At 60.7% G+C, this 20844-nt stretch carries 16 protein-coding genes and 1 tRNA gene; 6 read left to right on the plus strand and 11 right to left on the minus strand.

The window, feature by feature from the left end:
• Positions 1-3: 3 nt before the first annotated feature.
• The 4 genes from NKH31_RS14285 to tatA form a co-directional block, all read right to left on the minus strand.
• Positions 4-2067, minus strand: a complete 2064-nt coding sequence (locus tag NKH31_RS14285) for a type II secretion system F family protein (RefSeq protein WP_254862467.1) — start codon at positions 2065-2067, stop codon at positions 4-6.
• Positions 2064-5660 carry an ATPase, T2SS/T4P/T4SS family gene (locus NKH31_RS14290; RefSeq protein ID WP_254862468.1) on the minus strand — a complete coding sequence of 1199 codons (3597 nt, stop codon included), beginning with the start codon at positions 5658-5660 and terminating at the stop codon, positions 2064-2066. Before NKH31_RS14290 ends, NKH31_RS14285 begins: the two co-directional genes overlap by 4 nt.
• A gap of 469 nt (positions 5661-6129) precedes the next feature.
• A tRNA-Arg gene (locus NKH31_RS14295) sits at positions 6130-6202 on the minus strand.
• Between the two features lie 17 nt (positions 6203-6219).
• Entirely contained in the window at positions 6220-6510 is a 291-nt protein-coding gene (gene tatA, locus NKH31_RS14300) for a twin-arginine translocase TatA/TatE family subunit (RefSeq protein WP_254862469.1), read from the minus strand.
• Positions 6511-6811: 301 nt separating this feature from the next.
• Here tatA and NKH31_RS14305 point away from each other — a divergent pair, with 301 nt between their 5' ends.
• Both NKH31_RS14305 and NKH31_RS14310 read left to right on the plus strand, forming a co-directional pair.
• Entirely contained in the window at positions 6812-7621 is an 810-nt protein-coding gene (locus tag NKH31_RS14305) for an HD domain-containing protein (protein WP_254862470.1), read from the plus strand.
• Between the two features lie 55 nt (positions 7622-7676).
• Positions 7677-7871 carry a XapX domain-containing protein gene (locus NKH31_RS14310; RefSeq protein WP_254862471.1) on the plus strand — a complete coding sequence of 65 codons (195 nt, stop codon included), beginning with the start codon at positions 7677-7679 and terminating at the stop codon, positions 7869-7871.
• Between the two features lie 85 nt (positions 7872-7956).
• Here the strand turns inward: NKH31_RS14310 and NKH31_RS14315 are convergent, their stop codons facing one another.
• The 5 genes from NKH31_RS14315 to NKH31_RS14335 form a co-directional block, all read right to left on the minus strand.
• Complete coding sequence (locus NKH31_RS14315) at positions 7957-9804, minus strand: FAD-binding protein (protein ID WP_254862472.1); 1848 nt, start codon at positions 9802-9804, stop codon at positions 7957-7959.
• Positions 9805-9806: 2 nt separating this feature from the next.
• Positions 9807-10694, minus strand: coding sequence for a succinate dehydrogenase/fumarate reductase iron-sulfur subunit (locus NKH31_RS14320; protein ID WP_254862473.1), 888 nt, complete (start codon positions 10692-10694; stop codon positions 9807-9809).
• Positions 10691-11056 (minus strand): succinate dehydrogenase/fumarate reductase transmembrane subunit, encoded by a 366-nt coding sequence (locus NKH31_RS14325; protein ID WP_254862474.1) that lies wholly within the window; start codon positions 11054-11056, stop codon positions 10691-10693. Before NKH31_RS14325 ends, NKH31_RS14320 begins: the two co-directional genes overlap by 4 nt.
• The gene (sdhC, locus tag NKH31_RS14330) at positions 11056-11484 is read right to left on the minus strand and encodes a succinate dehydrogenase, cytochrome b556 subunit (protein WP_254862475.1); all 429 of its coding nucleotides are present in this window, start codon (positions 11482-11484) and stop codon (positions 11056-11058) included. The genes NKH31_RS14325 and sdhC overlap by 1 nt, the downstream gene beginning before the upstream one ends.
• Before the next feature lie 214 nt (positions 11485-11698).
• Positions 11699-12766, minus strand: coding sequence for a succinylglutamate desuccinylase/aspartoacylase family protein (locus NKH31_RS14335; RefSeq protein WP_254862476.1), 1068 nt, complete (start codon positions 12764-12766; stop codon positions 11699-11701).
• Between the two features lie 175 nt (positions 12767-12941).
• On the opposite strand from NKH31_RS14335, the gene NKH31_RS14340 reads away from it, so the two are divergent.
• The 3 genes from NKH31_RS14340 (at position 12942) to NKH31_RS14350 (ending at position 16891) form a co-directional block, all read left to right on the plus strand.
• Positions 12942-13694 carry a GNAT family N-acetyltransferase gene (locus tag NKH31_RS14340; RefSeq protein WP_254862477.1) on the plus strand — a complete coding sequence of 251 codons (753 nt, stop codon included), beginning with the start codon at positions 12942-12944 and terminating at the stop codon, positions 13692-13694.
• A gap of 192 nt (positions 13695-13886) precedes the next feature.
• The gene (locus NKH31_RS14345) at positions 13887-15356 is read left to right on the plus strand and encodes a flippase (protein WP_254862478.1); all 1470 of its coding nucleotides are present in this window, start codon (positions 13887-13889) and stop codon (positions 15354-15356) included.
• 197 nt (positions 15357-15553) lie between these two features.
• Positions 15554-16891, plus strand: coding sequence for a RimK family alpha-L-glutamate ligase (locus NKH31_RS14350; protein ID WP_254862479.1), 1338 nt, complete (start codon positions 15554-15556; stop codon positions 16889-16891).
• A 61-nt stretch (positions 16892-16952) separates the two neighbouring features.
• Here the strand turns inward: NKH31_RS14350 and NKH31_RS14355 are convergent, their stop codons facing one another.
• Positions 16953-17552 carry a DNA-3-methyladenine glycosylase family protein gene (locus tag NKH31_RS14355; RefSeq protein ID WP_254862480.1) on the minus strand — a complete coding sequence of 200 codons (600 nt, stop codon included), beginning with the start codon at positions 17550-17552 and terminating at the stop codon, positions 16953-16955.
• A gap of 159 nt (positions 17553-17711) precedes the next feature.
• Here NKH31_RS14355 and NKH31_RS14360 point away from each other — a divergent pair, with 159 nt between their 5' ends.
• Positions 17712-18230: a metal-dependent hydrolase gene (locus tag NKH31_RS14360; RefSeq protein ID WP_254862481.1), complete on the plus strand. Its 519-nt coding sequence runs from the start codon at positions 17712-17714 to the stop codon at positions 18228-18230.
• 37 nt (positions 18231-18267) lie between these two features.
• On the opposite strand, the gene NKH31_RS14365 is transcribed toward NKH31_RS14360, so the two are convergent.
• Positions 18268-20817, minus strand: a complete 2550-nt coding sequence (locus NKH31_RS14365) for a heavy metal translocating P-type ATPase (RefSeq protein ID WP_254862482.1) — start codon at positions 20815-20817, stop codon at positions 18268-18270.
• Positions 20818-20844: the final 27 nt, after the last annotated feature.

Here is a 20844-nt window from a genome sequence, read left to right on the forward strand (position 1 = left end):
GTATCAGGCGATCAGCGACCAGCTAACTAGCGCGACCGTCGAGAGGGCGATGACGTACTTCAGTCCGCTCAGCAGCTTCGCATCTCGCATGTAGCCGCTGATGAACCCGGACAGGATGGCGTGCATCGTCACAGCGTGGAAGAACAGAAGTGACATCAGGTTCACGTCGATATTATCGCTGAGATCCATATCCGACATCGGACCACCCGCAGCTTGTGCTTGATCTGCATCCACCTCTCCTTCGGTCCCGAGTCCAGACATCGTCTCCAGGAACTGCGTCTGCAAGATCGCGATCACGGCGAGCATCGTCATGAACGTCATGATGATGATGACGACTTGCATCCGCGTGCGCGACTTTCGGTCGCGCTCGATGTCGTCGTGGTTCTCACTCGCTCGTGCGGCCGTCCGAAGGACGTTCGAAATCTGATTCGACGCCTCCTGGGCTTTCGTAATCAATTTCACCGTTCGAGCCAGCCGCGGGATGTGGTACTTGTTGTTGAACTCGATCATCGTCGCTTTCAGACTCATCCCGTAGTTGACCTTGGTGTGCATCTGCTCGAACTCGCCGGCCAGTTTACCATTCGTCGTGTCCGACACCGATTTCAGCGATTCGAGCAGCGTGAGCCCCGTATCGTTCGCACTCGAGAGTTTTCGGAGGTCTTCAGAGAGCGTCGAAACGACCTGGTGTCTGGATCTGACGTTCCACTCGTAAAAGATCGCAAGCGGTATCATCGTTGCGTACACCGGAAAGTAGACGTAGATGAACGTCCCCCAGACCGGATTTTCTTGCATTCCCGACCAGCTCGTCGGCGCGGAGTCTTGAACCATCGCTGACGTTACGATGACCAGGACGGCGGGGACGGTAAGCGCGAGTGTGTACATCGGATTCTCTCGGAAGAAGTGATGCGGTCGCTGGAGGACGTTCATCGTCTCGTGTGTCCCCTCCCGATTCTTGATCCGATCGAACACCCGGTGGCTGCCAGTGAACTGCTCGATGAGTCCCAGATCGAGCAGGCTGCTGTTCTGGGTCGCTCGTAACCGCTCGTGACCGCCGTCGGGACTGAGGTAGCCGTCGCCGATCTCGTCGTGTTTCACCGTCGACACGAGAACGATGAACCCGATCCCAGTCAGTGGAATTAGGGCGTAGACCGAGATGTAGATCATGCTTATCGAGACGTCAGAACCCGGAATCATCTGCATGATCACCAGGATGATGATCAAGAGTAGCGGAAACAGCGAGAGCGTCATGTACATCTCGCCGAATAGCTCCAGGGTCTCTAACGTGAGTTCCTGTTGCTGTTTGGCCGTCCGCATGTGCTTTTCTTTCTTATCCGAGAGGAAACTCTCCATGTCGCCACCGCTGTTGACGATCGAGAGCATATCTGTCAAAAATTGAGACAGCTCGTCGCTCGGTGTCTCGATCGCCTGATTTCGAATTGCCGTTCGATAGTCCGTATCGAAGTATTCAGTTTCGTTTACGATACTCTGAAACTCCTTCGAGACCTCGCCGTACGTATCGTCGGCTTCGGCCATCGCTTCTAAAATTTCGAGCTGGTTGAGCCCGCCAACCGAGAGGGCGTACATGAACGAGACCGAGTCGGTAAGCAACATGTTGATCTCGCGTTTTCTGGCTGACGCTCTCGAGTATGGGACGGCGACGAGCGATCCGAAGCCGAGTGCGAACCCGAGCGACCCAAAGACGATGCCACAGAGAATAACCAGAGTCGGTATTTTAACCGTCTCCCAGAGGTTGAGCATCGTTTCGCTCGACATCGGTACGCCGAAGATTTCTTCGACTTCGACGAGCCCCGTTCCGAAGACGGCCCAGCCGATGAGTAATCCCAGAATCCAGAGGAACAAGCCGCTGATGAACCCGATACCGATTGCACGGGAGAGGTACATCTCGACCGTGTCCGTCATTCTGGCCTGAGCGAGCTTCTTCTCCACGTCGGCGGCGAACTGGCTGTCGTCGCTAAACAGCCGGGCGTAGACCGGATAGAACGTATCACCGAGGGTGTCGGAGTCGCCGAATCGGGTATCCGATGGATCTCTCTGCTGAAAACTCATGACTCGTCCTCTTCGTCGAATCGATCGGCTTGTTCGTCCCCTTCGGCTTCGTTTACGTCGTCGCTACCGGTCTCACTCCGGGGGGACGCCTCGTTTTCGTCCTGCTCTGACGAACCGAAGATCGATTCCTCGTCCGACTCCCGGTCGAAGATCGAGCCAGAATCGCCTGTATCGGGCTCAGTATCGTCGAACATGGGCCCGTCTTCCGTGCCAAAGATCGACCCGGTGTCGTCGTCTTCTGTGTTGTCTGTCGACTCGTCCCCGGTCGACTGTTCCGACTGAAGCTCTCCCGATTCCCACGCGTCGTCGGCACTGTCACTGGCTGGTTCCCACTCGGTCTCGTCGTCCGTTGCTCGATCGGATCGGTCAGTTTTACTCACTTCCTTCGTTCGCGCTCGTCGACCGAGATCCCACTCCGGCTCGCTCTCATCCGACTCGTCTCCTCCCGGTGAGAAGATCGAAGCGAGATCGTCCTCCGGGAACATCGAGTCGAAATCTGACGTATCCGGTTGCAACGAGTCGTCTTCTTCAGATGGCTCAGATTCGATGGTGCCCGATTCGAGCGCTTCCAGCGTATCTTCCATCCCGGTAAAGAGACTCTCCAGTCCGTCACCAGAATCGTCCGCCGATCGGTCCGTCGCGTCCGGGTCGCTGATTGTGGGCGACGGCTCTTCGAGTTCGAGCGTGTCATCGGACGTCGCATCGAGTTCGGCCGACTCTGTAGGGTCGTCGCTTCCTTCCAGTGCCGGTGGATGCGCTACGGCTTCGCTTTCGTCAGTTTCGACCGTTTCCTGGGCGGTTCCTGAGGCCTCAACTGTCTTGGTTTCGATTCCATCATCCTCGAGCCAGGATGGCGTCTCGGCTTCGGCTTCGACACCTGCCTCCGCCGAGGGTTCGTCGAAAGTGAACGCTTCGTCTTCGTCGGCGCCCCACTCGGGTGCCGGTCCGGTCACGAACGCTTCGTCGAAGTCGAACGCTTCCTCATCCGTTGGTTCGAACGCAGTTTCATCCGCTTCGACCTGCTCCAGCGCGCTTGCAAGCCCACTCGGGACGCGCCCGCGATACTCGTCGAAGAGTGACTCTTCGGCTCGCTCTAGGATGTCCATCGACAGGTTATAGGTCTCTGTTGATGCGTCCGGGCGTGGAACGAGTTCTTCCTTTTCGGGATCGACGTCGATCTTGACGCTCTCCATCTCGCGGAGGTCGGCGAGGCTGTGTTCTAACTGATCGTTCGCGATCAGCGTGAGAATGGTATCCGGATCGTTGATGAACGCCTGAACCGTCGCTGCCACCTCGGCGTACGTATTCAACCCGTTTCTGATCAGGTAGGCCAGAATCACCTTCCGCTTGAACAGTTCGTCCTGGAGCTTCTCGTAGTTCCAGCCCCGATCGAACATGATCTCGTCTAGGGTGTTCGAATCACCCATTTTGAGATACTCGTCCGTCTCGGCTTGCCACTGGTAGACGTCTTGAACGTTTATCTCGTCGTTCTCCGCCTCGTAGTGGTTAATCTCGGTTAGCGACTTGTTCCGCCGGACCTTGCGTCCCTGTACTCGCGTCTGGGTCTGGATGGAAACGAGATCCAGAGCTGTGAACATCGTCTTCGAGACATTGATCGGATCCGTCGTAAATCGCTTTAGCACCTCGTCGACCGAGTCGGCGTGGAAGGTAGTGTACGTAGTGTGACCCGTCGACATCACCTGAAACAGCGTTCGACCTTCTTCTCCACGGATCTCACCCATGACGATGTAGTCGGGTCGTTGACGCAGTGCCGCTTCTAGCAGGTCGAACTCGTCGATATCGCCGGTGGAGTCGTCGGAGAACGACGGCCGGGTCATCGAGGCGATCCAGTTTCGTTGCGGGAGTTCGACTTCGCGTGTATCTTCGATCGAGACGATCTTCGTGTTCGCCGGTATGAAAAGCGATACGGCGTTAAGCGAGGTCGTCTTCCCGGACGCAGTCCCGCCGGCGAAGATCAGGCTCTTGTGATTTTCGATACTCAGCCAGAGAAACGCCATCTCGTCTAGGCTGAACGTGTTCCAGTTTATCAGGTCGATCGGGGTGAACGGGACGTCCTTGAACTGCCTGATCGTGTAGTTCGTCCCGTGATCGGAAACTTCCTGCCCGAGTGTGAGCTGTGCCCGCGAACCGTCCGGCAGCGTCGCGTCGACCTGTGGAAGTCGCTTACTGATACCTTTCCCCGACCGCTGTGCGAGTTTGACAACGAAATCGTCCAGATCGTCTTCACCGTGATACACGTTGGAGATGATCTGTTCGTATTCGGAATGGTAGACGAAGACGGGCGAGTTGTACCCGTCACAGGAGATGTCCTCGACGTTGATGTCGTGTTTGACCGGATCGATTCGTTCGTAGCCGATGAAGTCGCGTTTTAACATGTACAGCAACTTTTCGACCTGGTACTCGTTGAGGGTGTCAGGATCTTCCTCGAGAAGTATCGGTTCCGGCCTGACCGAAATACCCTGGAGCGGTGCGTGCGTTTCCGCCTCATCTTCGTCGTCGCTATCTTCGTCATCGTCGAAGAACTCTTTGAACGACTCGATGATTCCCATCGTCGTCGCGTTGCTCGACTCTTCGAACAGATCGTATCGTTTGAGCAACCGACGGGTCTCTCGTTCGATGACCTCTCTACGGCCGTCCTCGTTTCGCTTGTTCTTGACGCCATCGTCGGCGTACTTGATCGCCGTTCTGAGTTTCCCCGAGAGAAATTCCTGTAGTTCCCGTTCGATCTCGTTTCGGTACGGCTCGACGACGTAGTACTTCTTCTCGTTTTCTTTCTCCGAGTGGAAGATGATGATGAACGAATACGGTTTGTTGACCCAGTATCGCTCCGTCTCTTTGAAGTGGAGTTTCTTCTCAAACGGAACGGTTTTTTCGAGATCGTATCGGTTGACGACGGTCGTATTCCCGTGATCGGTCGAGAAGAACTCGTCTTCATCCAGGTCTTCGTTGACGTCGACCGTCCGTTCGTCGACGAGCTCGTCGAGTTCCATCGCCGCGTTACCTGCGGCGTGAAGCTGGGATTCGATCGAATCGGGATCGAATCCGAGCGCCTCTTCGCCGTCGAACCGATCGATGTCACCCTCTTTCGTCCGTGGTCGCGATCCGTCGTCGTCGTAGTAGTACTCCCACTTGTAGTGCTCCCAGGTGTAGACATCTTTGACCACGGGCGTCGTTTCCGGGTTAACGTACTCGAGAAATTCGTTCCAGAGATATTTCGCATTCGGAGCGAACGTCTCGGTGATCAGTGATTCGACATCGTCCGGGTGGTATCCAAGATAGGTCGTCGGGTCGAAATCGACCCGATCCCAGTCGGAGCCACGTGGAACGGATGCACGCCCGTCCGCGTCGAGGCCGAGCTGTTGACCCGAATCGGTCGAATCTTCTGGGTAGAGCGTCGAAACGTCCGTCTCGTACCCGTACTCGGTCATGAAATCCTCCCACGTGTACGATCCTACTCGAACGGCTGCGCCGCTCGTCGGACCGCTCGTTTCATCGGAATCCGGGGTCGAATCTGACGAGTCCCCGTCAGAAAATCCCCGAACGCCGGTGTGGTCGCCCTCGTCAATAGCCATTAACACCCTCCAAACACTCACCCATCAAAAAATTCATCCACAAATTATCGGGCATGATAATTCGAACCACACCACGGTCCGGCGTTCTCCCGTCCGGTTGACACCCTAACATTTCAAACCCTGTGCACATATGATTCGATCTGTGTATGTTCGTACCTCACGGGTCTTTTATTTTATGATTGTTGACTCTCTGTTCACATTACTTATTGATCTATAAGCTTCGGTAACGGTCATCGACCATCGGGCAGTGGCGACTGGTACAGTGGGTGAAATTGGATCTACCGCCACACGCAAACTGAACCGACTTCTCAAATTCGCACTCCGCTACCGGCCCACTCCCCCTCAAAGCCACGGACGGGCGTGACGGGAGTCGAACCACGCCTGAGAACCCACTCGCTCCGCTCGTGAAACCTCTGTCTGATTCGAATCCCACAATCCGTCATCGGCATCGCTTCGCTCAGCACGATGACGGGCGTGACGGGATTCGAACCCGTGATCAGAAGGTTAGGAACCTACTGCCCTCTCCGCTAGGCCACACGCCCCGGGGCTGAAAACGGAGTCAGTTCGTTTCCGTTTCGGTGTCGGTCTCGGCTTCGGTGTCGTCGTCGGTGACGACTTCGTCGGTGTCTTCTTCGGTCGCTTCTTCGAATCCGGTCTCTCGCATCTCTTCGAGTTCGGTTTCGACTTTCTCTTTTCCTTTCTGGAACTCACCCATGGCCTCTCCGGTCGACCTGGCGAGCTTCGGAATCTTGTTGGCTCCGAACAACAAGATCGCGATGAAGAGGATGATCAAGAGCTCTGGACCCCCGGGTACGCCGGGGATGAACAGTGGTGCGATTTCGGCTACCATCTCTATCCGAACCTTACCGACTGGCAATTATAACCTTTTTGGACCGAACAGGTAAGTAATGCTGGACGAACTCGGCAGATACGACCAGTAACTACGCAATTTCCGCACTGTCCGACGCTAAAACCATCTGGGATGGCGTGTCCTCTTGGCCCATCTCGTCTCTAATTGGAAGCGAACTCTCGAACGAGAGGTCGAGCTGGCCGCACAGTGCGGGCGGAAAACCAACCGTGTGCTGGACGACACTCACTCATCACATACTCGCCAACGTAGGGCTTTTTGCCACCGCAGGATATCTTCAGGTATGACCAATTCGACTTCCGGAGGCCGGCGCGTGTACGATCCAGCCGACTCACACGCGTTTCCAGACGAGAAGCTGAACTCCGTCCTCGAGTACGTAGCCGAAGACGAAGAGATCAACGCCTTCCTCGACGCGCAGAACGTAAACGCCGTCGAGCGGTTACAGTACAACGATCACGGACCGAAACACATCGACATCGTTCGAAATCGTGCGCTCTGTCTGTACGATCTCCTGAAAGCCAGTGACGTCGAGTTCAACGGCGCACAGCAACAATCACTCGACGAAGCCGACGAATCGGTCATCATTGCACTCGCGGCGACGTTACACGACGTCGGCCACACCGTCCATCGCGATCGACACGCGTTTTACTCGATCCCGCTCGCCTCCGACATCCTCGATCGAATTCTGCCGGAGTTTTACGACGTCAGCGAGGCCGTTCGCATGCGCGGTGAAATTCTTCACGCGATCCTCTGTCATCACAGCCCCGTCGAACCGCTCACCACCGAAGCCGGCATCATCAGGGTCGCAGACGCCCTCGACATGGAGCGCGGACGCTCGCGAATACCCTACGAACACGGTGGTCGCGGAATCAACACCCTCTCCAGTCAGGCGATCAGTCGCGTCTCGCTCCACGAAGGTAACTCGAGTCCGGTGATGGTCGAAATCGAGATGACGAACGCCGCCGGCGTCTATCAGGTGGACAACCTCCTGAAAGCAAAACTAAACGGCTCCGGGCTCGAAGATCACGTCAGGATCGTCGCCGTCAACACCAACGAGAACCGCGATCAACTGGTCGAACGGATCGAACTCTAATCGCGCGCGGGCGCTGTCGCATCACTTTTCTCGGTTCCCGTCTCACGTATCGACGATGTCGACACAACTCGCCGTTCTCGCCCTGGTGACCGGTCTCCTGACCGGCGGACTGTTCAGATTTCTCTCGATACCGATTCCGGCCCCACCCGAACTCCCCGGATTGCTCGGTATCGTCGGGCTCTTTCTCGGCTACAAGCTCGTCGATCACGTAGACGTCGGAATCGACGTGATAGACGTCTTCGGCATCTAACTCTCCTCACAGTTCGTACCCTCGGCTACCAATCTGAATCGATTTCAACACTGCTTCGAACCGAGAAAAACCTCGCCAATCGGCTTCAGTAACTGCGGATTTTGGGCTCGTAGGTCTTCTCCTCGCCGTCGAGGATTACCGGTCGGTAGAAGATGTTCGGTTCGCCGTCGTTCCAGGAAATCAGCGTGTGTTTGAGCCAGTTCTCGTCGTCTCGTCGCTGGTTCTCCTGGCGCCAGTGAGCCCCTCGGAACTCGTTACGCACGAGCGCGCCGAGAGTGATCGTCTCGGCGACGTCGATCAGGTTGCGCGTCTCGTAGGTCATCTGGAGGTCGGTGTTGAACGTACGCGACGGATCGGCGACGCCGACGTTCTGGTACTCTTCGCGACACTCCCGGATGACCTTCAATGCCCGCTTTAGCCCCGCTTCGGTGCGGAACACGTTGACGTCCGCGGTCATCGCTTCCTGCAACTTCGCTCGGATGTCGGCGTGATTCGTCCCGTCGTGTTCGAGCAGATACTCGACGCGCTCGCGTTCGGCCTCGACTGCTCGTTCGAGAACGTCCTCGCCGGCGGTCAGTTGGCCGCTCCCGTCGGTCGCCACTTCGCCCGCGGCTTTGGATTCGCCGAGGCCGGCACGACCCGGCTGGACCGGCGAGTCAAGGTCCGTTTCGTCTTCGACGTCCTCACCGTACCCGGTAACGATTTCGGCCTCGCCGAGATCTTCGCCGGCTGCGTGTCTGCCCGCTCGCTTTCCGAAGACGATGAGTTCGGGGAGGGCGTTGCCACCCAGTCGGTTCGCTCCGTGGACGGAGACGCAGGCACACTCGCCTGCGGCGTAAAGCCCGGAGATGCACGTCTCGCCGTTCTCGTCGGTTTCGATCCCGCCCATCGCGTAGTGCTGGCCGGGCTTGACCGGCATCGGTTCGACGAGCCCGTCGACGCCTTCGAAGTCCTCCGCGAGGTGGAGGATGTTCTCGAGTCGATCGAGAATCCGTTCCTCGCCGAGGTGGCGCATGTCGAGGTAGACGTACTCGTCGTTGACTCCCCGTCCTTCGTTCACCTCGGTTAACTCGGCTCGCGAGACGACGTCACGTGAGGCCAACTCACCGGCGTTGTTCGCGTATCCTCGTTCGAACATGAACCGCTCGCCGTCTTCGTTGTAGAGGATGCCGCCTTCGCCGCGAACGCCCTCGGAGATCAACACTCCGGTGGAGGGAAGCGACGTCGGGTGGAACTGGACGAATTCCATGTCTTCGAGCGGCACGCCGGCGCGGTAGGCGATGGCGTGCCCGTCGCCCGTACAGGAGACGGCGTTCGTGGTGTGGTCGAACGCCTGACCGGGACCGCCGGTCGTCAGGACGACGCCGTCGTTCGCTTTGAATCCTTCAATGTTCCCGGACTGGACGTCGTAGGCGACGACGCCGTGGCAGGTCCGATCGTTCGGGTCTGGCTCGTCGGTGACGGCCAGATTCATCACGTACCACTCGTCGTAGACCTGAATCCCTCGCTTGACGACCTGCTCGTACATCGTGTGAAGCAGGTGGTGGCCGGTCTCCGCACCGGCGTAGGTGGTTCGCGGGAACGAGAGCCCGCCGAACGGTCGCTGGGAGACGGTTCCGTCCTCCTCGCGGGAGAAGGGCATACCCCAGTGTTCGAGTCTGATCGTGTCTTCGGGAGCGTCCTGGGCCAGCGTCTCGATGGCGGGTGCGTCTCCGAGGTAGTCGGAGCCTTTCATCGTGTCGTAGGCGTGTAGCTCCCAGTCGTCGCCCTCTCGAAGCGCGGCGTTGATGCCACCTTCGGCCGCACCGGTGTGACTTCTGACCGGATGAAGCTTCGTGACGATCGCCGTATCGGCGCCCGCCTCGTTCGCTGCGATCGCGGCCCGGAGGCCGGCCCCTCCGGCGCCGACTACGATTACGTCGTGTTCGTACATGGTTACCAGAATTTCAGGTTTTTCTTCACGGCTTCACGCTTGAGCTCCTGAATGTGCTCGGTGAGCGGGATGTCTTTCGGACACACCTCGGTGCACGAAAACTGCGTCTGACACCGCCAGACGCCGTGTTCCTGCTCGATGATGCGAAGTCGGTGTTCGGTGAGTTCCTCCTCTTCGCGCTCGTCCATCGCAAACCGGTACGCCTTGTTGATCGCCGCGGGACCCAGGTACTGGTTGTCCCCGGCGGCGATGTTACACGAGGACATACACGCCGCACACCAGATACAGCGCGTCGACATCTTGACCTTCTCACGGTTCTCGGGCGATTGTCGCTGTTCTTCGAGATCGGATGCAGGCGGGGTGTCTTCGGACTGGAAGTACGGTTCGACGGCGTGCATCTGCTCGTAGAAGTGTTCCATCTCGACGACCAGGTCCTTTATCACCTCCTGGTGTGGAAGCGGTTCGACCCTGACGGGCTGGTCGAGTTCGGAAATCTGTGTCTTACAGGCGAGTCGCTGTCGGCCGTTGATGAAGAACGCGTCGGAGCCACAGACGGCCTGTCGGCACGAGTGTCGGAACGTAAGCGACGAGTCGAACTCGTCGCGGGCGTAGATAACCGCGTCGAGGACGGTCATTCCCTTTTCGAACGGAACGTGGAAGTCGTCGAAGCGGGGTTTCTGCTTCGCCTCGACTTCGGGGTCGAATCGGAACACCTTGAGGTGAACCGTCTCCCCGGTCGGTTCGGCCTCCTCGGCTGCCTTCTCCCGTTCGGCCTGTCGCGATGCTTTCTGCGCCATGCGTCGGTCCTGGGGTGAGGGCTCGGTGTCCGCCGATTCCTCTCCAGGTTCGGTCTCTTCCGTCTGTGGCGGTTGTTCTTGTTGGGTGCTCATACGATCCCTCCCATGATGAGTGCGACGTAGGTTCCCTGGGCGACGAGCGCGAGTCCGGCGAGCGACAGGATGACGAGGACGACGCGCTTTGGCGTCCCCGAGAGGCCCTGGTTGACCAGGGCGTTGTACACTCCGTTGACCCCGTGGAACGCCGCGGCCCACAGGAACAGGATCATCGTCAGCATGTAACCCAGGTTCTCCATTCGCATCTGCGTGCCGGCGAACGTTATCTCCCACGCGTGATTGACGAAGTGGAGTAAGAAGAAGTGAAACGCCAGCGTGACGATGAGAAAGGCTGCCGTCACTCGCTGGAGGAGCCAGGCGGTCCCACCGGGGGTAAAACTCGAGTAGCGTTCGGCCATCAGAGACCCACCTCCGTCATGAAGGTCGGGACGCTCGCGACCGTGATCGCGGCCGTGACGATCAGCGAGACGTAGAAGCTCTTATCCTGGCTGTCGAGTCCGATTCCGAGGTCGATAAGCAACAGCCGGAGGCCGTTTAGGATGTGAAAGACCGCGACTGCCAACAGACCGACTTCGAGAACCCGGACGATGAACAGGCCCTCGAGACCCTGTAGCGTGGTCGTGTAGATGTCGTCTCCGGCCATGATGGCGGTTTCCGGTTCCCCTGCGGCACCGATGGCCGTGCTCAACACGGCGATGTGGGTGAACAGGTAGCCGATCAGAATCCAGCCGGTGAACTTGTGGAGGATCCACGCCCACATTCCGGGCGCGAACTCCCGCCACCGACCGAAGTCCTCGACGAGACCGCGGTTGTAAGACTGGCTCATGTGCTCATCCGTGGGGTCACACCCCGCTGGTATAGAAGTTACTTTCCGTCGCCGCCACCACCGCCCGTGACGGCGCTTCGAGCCACCGCTTCCCGAATCAGTTCGGCCGTATCGGTCAGGTGCCGGCACCTGTCCCCGCTCGTCCCGTGTGGACGGTCCGTTCGCCGTCTATAGCGCTCGAAACCGGTCGATCGGGCCGACCGGAGAGTACGGGCTACCCGTCGCCGAAGACGGGAAGCGACTTCGCGAGTTCGCGTTCGAGGGCGGTGAGCGTGTCGTCGTCGAGCGCGACGAGGTGACAGAGCGGGTTACCCGGGTAGACGACGGGATTTTCGAGCACGCCCACGATGAGGCCGGTGAACGGGGCTTCGACCTGGACGATGTCGTCTTCCTCTTTGAACGGATTCGTGATCGTGCAGATGACCTCTCCCTCGCGGACGAGTTCGCTTCGCCCGAGTTTCATGTCGACGATCCCGCCGGCGTCGGCCCGTAACCAGGTCTTATCGCCCGCGTCCGAGATGACGGTTCGCCAGCCGGGCCAGTGAACTGACGAGTCGGGGTGACAGCCGAGTTCGGCGAGGACGCTCGCGACGCCCGTCAGCGCGCGATCGATGAGTCCTCGCTGGAATCGGTGTGCCTCGCCCATCTCGATCGTGATCGTGGGGATACCGGCGTCGGTCGACTCCCGTCGCAGCGTCCCTTCGGGTCCGCGCCCATCGATGATGACGTTCGAACTGAACGCGTGAGCGAGTCGTTTGACCGCCGGATTGTCGGTGTTCGCGCGAACGTGAAGCATGTTCGTCCGACCCCGAGTCGACGTGTGAAAATCGAGTCCAAAGTCACAAGGGGCGATGAAGTTCCTGAAGATCCGGTGGGCCATCCGTTTAGCGCTGGTCGATTCTTCGTCGCCGGGGAACGATCGGTTCAGGTCGCGGTCGTAGATCGGCAGGTACCGCTCCTGGGCGAGAAACCCTGGGACGTTCATCACCGGAATACAGACGAGCGTCCCGTGTAAGCCGGCGTGGTCCCAGTCGTGGGCGACCTCCCGGACGACCTCGATACCGTTCAACTCGTCACCGTGGGAGGCGGCGGTGAGAAAGACGGTCGGACCAGGATGTTCGCCGTTGACGATAGTGACCGGAATTCGTATCGGATCGCCGAGGTACGTCTCGCTGATGCCGTACCGAATGTTCGCCGATTCACCGGGATCGATCCGCCCACCGTCGTACGTGAACGGCTCTGCGGTCTCTCCCGCGTCCGGTTCGGACTCGACGTCGGCCATACGGACCCAATCCGCCGGCACTCTTATAAAAGATACGTGTACCGCGTTCGAACACCTGGGTGAGACCGAGCGTCCCGGTCAGGAACGGTTCCACGACGGGGACAATCGCTTCGCCTCGCCTCTCAATTTGCATCCCGGGGCGAACGTTTTGTAGGTGGCTGGCAATGTTTCGAACATGGAGTTTCGCGAGGCGACGACCGACGATTCCGAGTCGCTCAGATCGATCGCAGCCGACTCGCTCGCAGCGACGTACACGACGTTTCTCTCGGAATCGACGATCGAAGACGCGCTGGAACAGTGGTACGCGACCGACGCGATTACCGATTTACTCGAGAGCGATGATTCGCTCGTCCTCGTCGCCGTCGACGACGAACCGGTCGCGTTCAGCCAGTGTGAGATCGTCGGCGACGAGGAAACCGTCGGACAGATTCACTGGCTTCACGTTCACCCCGACGCTCGCGGGGAGGGGCTGGGTTCGAGACTCTTCACTCGAACGCGTGAAGAACTTTTAGACGTCGGGGCCGAGGTGATTCACGGCTTCGTCCTGGCCGAAAACGAATTCGGGAATCGGTTTTACGAGGAACACGGGTTCGAGCACGCGGGAACCCGGAGTATACAGGTCGGGGGCGATACGTACACGGAAAACGTCTACACCGAGAGCGCAGGGGAGCCGGTCGAGTGGCGAAGTCTCGAGCAACGCGACGTCGGCGACGGATCCACCATCTACGTCAGCTTCGGTGAACCCGCCCGCGGTTCGCTCGCCCCGTTTTACAGCGCCTACGAGACGGACTCGGGCACCGACCGGTACGGCTGGTACTGCGGTAACTGCGAATCGTTCGACAACGCGATGGACGCGATGGGACGGATCAAGTGTAACGCGTGCGGTAACCAGCGGAAGGCGACCCGGTGGGACGCCTCGTACCTCTAAGTGGGAGGCCACCACTCGATTCCACTACCGTACGGTTCGGAATGGCTCTGTCGGCCGGCTTCTCAATCGCTCCGTTCGCTCGAATCCACACGCTGTACGCTGATCCTGACGGCGTTCCGGTCCGGATAACAATCCCTCGGTCGCCCGTCGACCCGCCGAGGCCCGTCTCGTCGGCCGGGCTATCTCACCCTCATGCGCTCGCTCGATCACATCGTCCGCGGCTTTACGGCGACGCTCGCGGCACGGGCGATCTACATGCTCTCGAGCGCCCTGTTGATGGTGCTCTTGGCCCGGGTCTTTCTCGATCCGGGCGGCTACGGTCTGCTATTCTGGACGATCGGGATCCTCGCTGTGGTTCAGCTCGTTGCCGACCTTGGACTGGGGAAGTCCGCGGCACGGTACGTCGCGGAGTACGGCGAGACGGATCCGGGACAGATTCCGCACCTGCTACGACACGTCGTCGGGTACAAACTCGTCATCGTGACCGTCGTCGCCGGACTGTTGCTCGTCGTCGCGAGCCCGCTCGCCGAGGCGCTCGGCGAACCGGCCGCCGCACCGTTTCTCGCGGCGGGCGTCCTCTTCGTCGCCGCGAAGTCGTTCAGCGTCTTCGCCGAGATCGTCTTTCAGGGATCGAATCGCCTGGTTTACAGCGCGACGGTCAGGGCGATCGGCGGGGCGTCCAGACTCGTCTTCGCCGTCGCCTTCGTCGCGCTCGGATTCGGCGCCCTCGGGGCCTTCCTCGGCTACGCCGTCGGGTACGTGATCTCGGCCGTGTTCGGGTTGACGGCGATGTATTTTCTGGTCTACGCGCGATACGACCCGGCACCGACTATCGAGGACGGACTGTCGCGCCGATTGCTCGAATACAGCGTTCCGTTGACTGCCACCCGCGGCGCGAACGTCCTCGACAAACAGATCGACATCGTTCTCGTCGGCGTCTTTCTCAATCCGGCGGCCGTGGCCTTCTACACGCTCGCAAAGCAGATCACCGACTTCGTACTCGCGCCGGCCGAATCGCTCGGGTTCGTCATCTCGCCGAACTTCGGCGAGGACAAGGCGGCCGGAACCGTCGACCGAACGCGAGAGCTCTACGAGACGGCCCTTTCGAACGCAATGGTGCTCTACGTGCCCGCTGCCGTCGGCCTCGCGATCGTCGCGGAACCGACCATCACTCTCGTATTCGGCGCCGATTACGCCGGTGCGGCCCCGGTGTTGCAACTTCTCTCGCTCTTCGTCATCTTGCAGGCGATCACTAATTTGACGAGCGACGGTCTGGATTACCTCGGCCGCGCCAGAGAGCGCGCGATCGCGAAGGGTGGTACGTCGCTCGCGAACTTCGGGTTGAACATCCTGTTGATCCCGACGATCGGCGTCATTGGCGCCGCCGTCGCGACCGTGCTCACCCACTCGATTTACGTGGCAGTGAATCTCTACGTGATCCACGACGAACTCTCGCTTCGGGTCCGTTCGCTCGCGATCGATCTGGCCAGAATCTGTTCCGTGTCGGCGCTCATGGCGGCGACGATCGTCCTTCTCGTCCCTGAAATTACGTCCGTTCCCCTGCTCGCCCTGGCGGTCGCCGTCGGCGGGACCGCCTGGGCGGTACTCTCTGTCGCGAGCGGGTTGATCCGGCCGGGGACCATTCGAGCGGTTCTCAGTTGAGCCACCGTTTCCTGGATGGGTGTGAGGTTCTCCCCCATATTCGCGTTCTGCATAGATTTCCGCCCCAGATCGTCCGATTAGGCAGACAATCCGGGTTTTCGTCACGAAAATTTCTGCCGGAAGCGGCCGGTATTCGGTGAGATACGTCCACCGAGACACGTAACAAGCCTTTTCGCGCGTCGAAGAATTGAGTAGATATGGGCTACGCCGAGCCGGTATCTGTCGGGGTGTTGAGCTTACACAGCAGCAAGGAGACGAAAGCGATTTGCAACGCCGTCGAGGCGCTGGGACACAACCCCCAGTGGCTTCGGACGGATAACACGACGATACGGGTCGAAGACGGCCGGGTCGGTCTCGAACCGTCGGTCGATGTCGTCGCCAATCGGCTCCTGCTGTCGAACACCGAACAACCGTGCGAGGCGCTCGGTCTGGTGAACACCCTCTCGCGGCTGGTGCCGACGCTGAACACGCCGGTCGCGGCGATGACGGCGCTGCACAAGCTCTCGACGGCCGTCTCGCTCGCCGCACACGAGATACCGATTCCGGACGTGTTGCTCTCGCTCAGTAGCGATCGGCTCAACGAAGCCAGGTCCGAATTCGGCGAGGAAGCCGTCTACAAGACGGCGATCGGCACACACGGGGGCGGGACGTGGAAAGTCGGGCTCGAAGAACGGGTCAACCCGAAGGTCGGAAACCGATACGCGTTCTTACAGGAGTTGATCGAGCGTGACGCAGACCGCCACCGCGACATCAGGATCTACGTCGTCGGCGAGGAAATCGTCGGCGCGATGTACCGCTACGCTCCCGAGAACGACTGGCGGACTAACGTTGCACTCGGCGGCTCCGTCGAGGACGCAACCGACGACCTTCCACAGGAGGTCCGAGACATCGCGATCCGCTCGACCGAGGCGATCGGACTCGATTACGCCGGCGTCGACGTCGTCGAGAGCGACGACGGGTGGTTCGTCCTCGAGGTGAATCCCACCGCCGGATTCAAAGGACTCTTCGAAGCGACGGGCGTCAGTCCCGCACCGCACATAGCGAAGATGGCGATCGAGCGCGTCGGCGGCGAGGTCGACGACGAGCGGGTCGAACAGCTCTCGCGCACGCTCGACGACTCGCGCCCGTCGTTCCTTCCGCCGGAGCCGATTCGAGAGGACGAGGTGCCGACCGACATCGGCTACACCGAGGAGGTCATCCTCACCGGTACTCGCGGCTCAGAATCCGTCCTCGCGAAATCTGACACTGGTGCCAAGCGAACGAGCATCGACACGAAGCTGGCGGCCGACATCGGCGCCGGCCCGATCAAGTCGATCACAAAGGTCAGAACCGGCAGTGCAAAGCAGAGTCGCAGTCGGCCGGTCGTCGACGTCGTCGTCGGCGTCGGGGGGAACCAGCACACAGTCACCGCCAGCATCGAGGATCGGAGCCACATGGAGTACCCGGTGATCCTCGGCCGGGACATCCTCAGACACTACCGCGTCGACGTCGGGCGACGAATCGACGGCGACGACCGCGAGTTCGGAGAGGAGTGACCGTTCGACCGGTACACACCTCCCCGGCCATCGGCGGTAGATTCTTGTTTCGTCTCGGCCGTCACTCCGATTCGTACTCGGCCCAGATGTATCGCGTCGCCACCGATCGGTAGGGGCGCCACGCCTCGGCGATCTCACGCATCTCGTCTCGGGTCATTGTGCCGGGTTCGACCCCGTTTCCGTACAGTTGTTCGATTCCCCGCCGAACCGCGAGATCACCGAGCGGGAGTACGTCCTCGCGTTCGAGTACGAACAGGAGGTACATCCTGGCCGTCCACTCGCCGATCCCCCTGATTTCCGTGAGCGTCTCGATCACCTCGTCGTTCGAGTACGCCGCGAGGCCGTCGCGGCTCAGATCCCGCCGTTGAAACGCCCGAGCCGCGTTTCGCAGATACTCGATTTTACTGGTCGAGAGGCCCGCGTCGCGAAGCGGTTCATCCTCCGTCTCTAGCACGTTCTCGGGCGTTACGTCGCCGTTCATCAGGTCGAACACGCGTTCGCGGACGGCGTTCGCACTGGCGGTCGACAGTTGCTGGTTGATAATCGAGATGCAGAGTCGTTCGTACTCGTCCCACTCCGGCTCCACGTACGGGTCGTGGTGCTCTATCAACTCGGCCATTACGGGATCTCGCTCCAGTACGGGGCGCGCCTCGTCGATCATACTTCGGGAATGTAGGAAGCGATGGGCCGTCATAGGCCTCACGGTCGATCGGTGGGACGACGGATCACGTGTGGTTCCGTGGGGCCGACTCGACGACTGCGGTCTCCGCAGCGTCGTGTCGACACAGGACTTAGGTGCGCGCCTAGCACACTGTCACGCGTGCAACCGGTCGTCCACCTGGCAGTCGGCTACCTCTGCTGGGCCACGTACACCCGGTACGAGCGCGGAGAGCCGCCCGAATCGGCCCCGACGGCGGCGGTCCTCGTCGGTGCGGCTATTCCCGATCTCGTCGATAAACCGCTCTACGCTGCGGGTGCGGTCGACGTGGGTCGGACGATCGGTCACTCGTTATTATTCGTCGTCCCGCTCGTGGTTGCGGTCTGGGTACTCGCTCGCAGCGTCGGCCGGTCCGAACTCGGCCTCGCGTTCGCCGTCGGCGTGCTCTCTCACGTCGCGACAGACGTTCCCTGGCACGTCGTCTCCGGTGACTTCGACGAACTCAGATTCTTACTCTGGCCGGTAACGCCGATGCCGCCCTACACCGGCGTCAAACCGCTCGGAACGGTCGGCGGCGTCGAGGTGACGACGCTGTCGCTCGAAGCCGTCGTTCTCGTCGCCGGGCTCGTCGTCTGGTGGAGCGACGGTCGCCCGGGGATCGACCTCCCGCGTCGAGGGTGACCTGGATGTGGTTCGCCGGAGACGTCCAAAATGGGTCTCACCGCTCCGACGCGTCAGGTCGTTCCGGTTCGACGTTCGCGAGGCGCATCGCGTTGCCGGTGACGCCGAGGCTCATTCCCATGTCGCCGACGACGACCGCGTGGATCACGGTTACGACGCCGAACGGCGCGCCGGCGGCGAGTACCGCTTTGACGGCGAGGCTGGCGTAGATGTTTTGCCTGATGACGCCGTTGGCCCGGCTGGACAGCGAGAAGAGATACGGCAGTCGGGAGAGGTCGTCACTCATGAGCGCCACGTCTGCGGTTTCGAGTGCGGTGTCGGTTCCAGCGGCGCCCATCGCCACGCCGACCGTCGCCGTCGCGAGCGCCGGCGCGTCGTTGATTCCGTCGCCGACCATGACGACGTGATTTTCCTCCTCCGCGGCGCCGTCGGTCTCGAGCGCCCGAATCCGGTCTAACTTCTCTTCGGGGAGCAACGCCGCATGAAACTCGTCGACGCCGACGCGCTCGGCGATCGCGCGGGCCGTTCCCTCGTTGTCGCCGGTGAGCATGACGACCCGCGTTCGCTGTTCCTGCAGGCGCGAGACGGCCCACTCGGCTTCGGGTCGGAGGGTATCTGCGACGCCGATAACGCCGAGGAGCCGTTCGTCCGTTCCGACGAGGACGACGGATTTACCGTCCGCTTCGAGACGGGGGACGACCTCCGAAACGACGTCGACGCACTCGCCTGCACCGCACTGGCGCGTGTCGTTCGCGAGTTCGACGCCGCCGTCGGTCGCGTGTCGGTGACCGAGGTCGAGTCCGCTCTCGTCTGCGAAGTAGCGCGGATTCCCGACGTAGTGGGTGTCGCCGTCGATCGTCGCTCTAACGCCGCGTCCCGCTAGCGCCTCGAACGACTCGACCTCGTAGTCGGTCCGCGTCGACTCGTCAACTCGTCTGTCAGCGGTTGTCGCGTCGGCTTCGTCGACGATCGCCTCGGCGATCGGATGTTCGCTCCGACGCTCGATCGCGGCTGCTCGTGCCAGCAGTTCGTCCTGACTCGCCCCGTCCAGGGCGACGACGTCCGTCACCGACAGCTCGCCCGTCGTCAGCGTTCCCGTTTTGTCGATGGCGACGACATCGCTCTCACCGACGGCTTCGAGCGAGCGCCCGCTCTTTACGAGCACGCCGTTGCGGGCGGCGCTCGTGATTCCGGACACGACGCTGACCGGCGTGCTGATCACGAAGGCACAGGGACAGGCGATCACCAGGAGTGTGAGTCCTCGAAGGAACCAGGTATCCCACGACCAGCCGACGAAGAGCGGCGGCAGCGTCGCCACGGCGAGGGCGAGGACGACGACGATTGGCGTGTACACGCTCGCGAATCGGTCGACGAACTGCTCGCGCTCGGTTTTCTCTCGTTCTGCGTCCTCGACGAGGCGAACGATCCGGGCGATCGTGGATTCGTCGGCCGGACTGGTTACCTCGATCTCGAGATACCCGGTCTCGACGATCGTTCCCGCGTACACGTCGTCTCCGGGCGTCCCATCGACGGGAACGCTCTCGCCGGTGACGGGCGACTGGTCGATCGCGCTCTCACCGTCGCAAATGATTCCGTCGGTCGGAATCTTCTCTCCCGGTTTGACGACGACGCGATCGCCCACATCCACCGCCGACGCCGGAACCGTCTCCGTCGAGCCGTCGGGGCGCTTTCGACTGGCGGTCTCCGGTGAGAGTTCCATCAACTCCCGCAGGGAACCGCGAGCGCGATCCATGGAGTACCGCTCTAGCAACTCCGCGATCGAAAAGAGCACGGCGAGCATCGCGCCTTCGAACGGGTGGTGGGCGGCGACTGACGCGACGATGCCGACGCTCATCAGGAAATCGATGTCCAGGCTCGCGTTTCGTGCCGAATAGTAGCCGTTGCGAATAATCGGCGTGCCGGCGATCGCTGCCGCGAGGATGTACAGAACGTGCGATCGAAGGAACGTTCTCCCGGCGAGTTCGAACACCGCGACGTTCGATTCCGAAAGTCCGAACTGGAGAACGAGACCCGCGGCGACGAGCACCGCGCCGACGCCCGTCCCGAGCGCTCGCGTGGTTCGCCAGAGTGTTGGCGGTTCGACGTGTGCGCGTTCTCCATCGTCGATCACCGACGCGTCGTAGCCCGCGCGCTCGATCGCCGATTCGACGTCCGACGGACTCGGTCGCCGGTCGGAATCGTCGACCGTGACCGAGACCCGTCCTGCGGTCGGTTGTACGTCGATTCGATCGAGTCCGGCGACGCCGTCGAGTGCGTGTTCGACTTTGGTAGCACACGAGGCACAATCCATCCCCGGAACGGCGAACGCGTACTCCGTTCGCTCGTCCGCGACGGCGTATCCGGCCGCGCGAATCCGTTCTCGGATCGCCCGCTCGTCGGTCTTCGAGGCGTCGTATTCGACGGAAAGCAGCCCGCTCGTCACGCGGGGATCGATCGACTCGATCCCATCGAGTCGTCCGACGCTTCGCTCGATTTTGCCGGCACAGGAGGGACAATCCATCTCGGGAACCGAGAGTTCGACTCTGTGACGCTCCGGCGGTGTATCGTCGCGATTCGACTTACTCATCGAGTAGGAGTACCGGTCGGATCAGGA

It is taken from the genome of Halovivax gelatinilyticus (genome assembly GCF_024300625.1).
GTDB lineage: Archaea > Halobacteriota > Halobacteria > Halobacteriales > Natrialbaceae > Halovivax > Halovivax gelatinilyticus.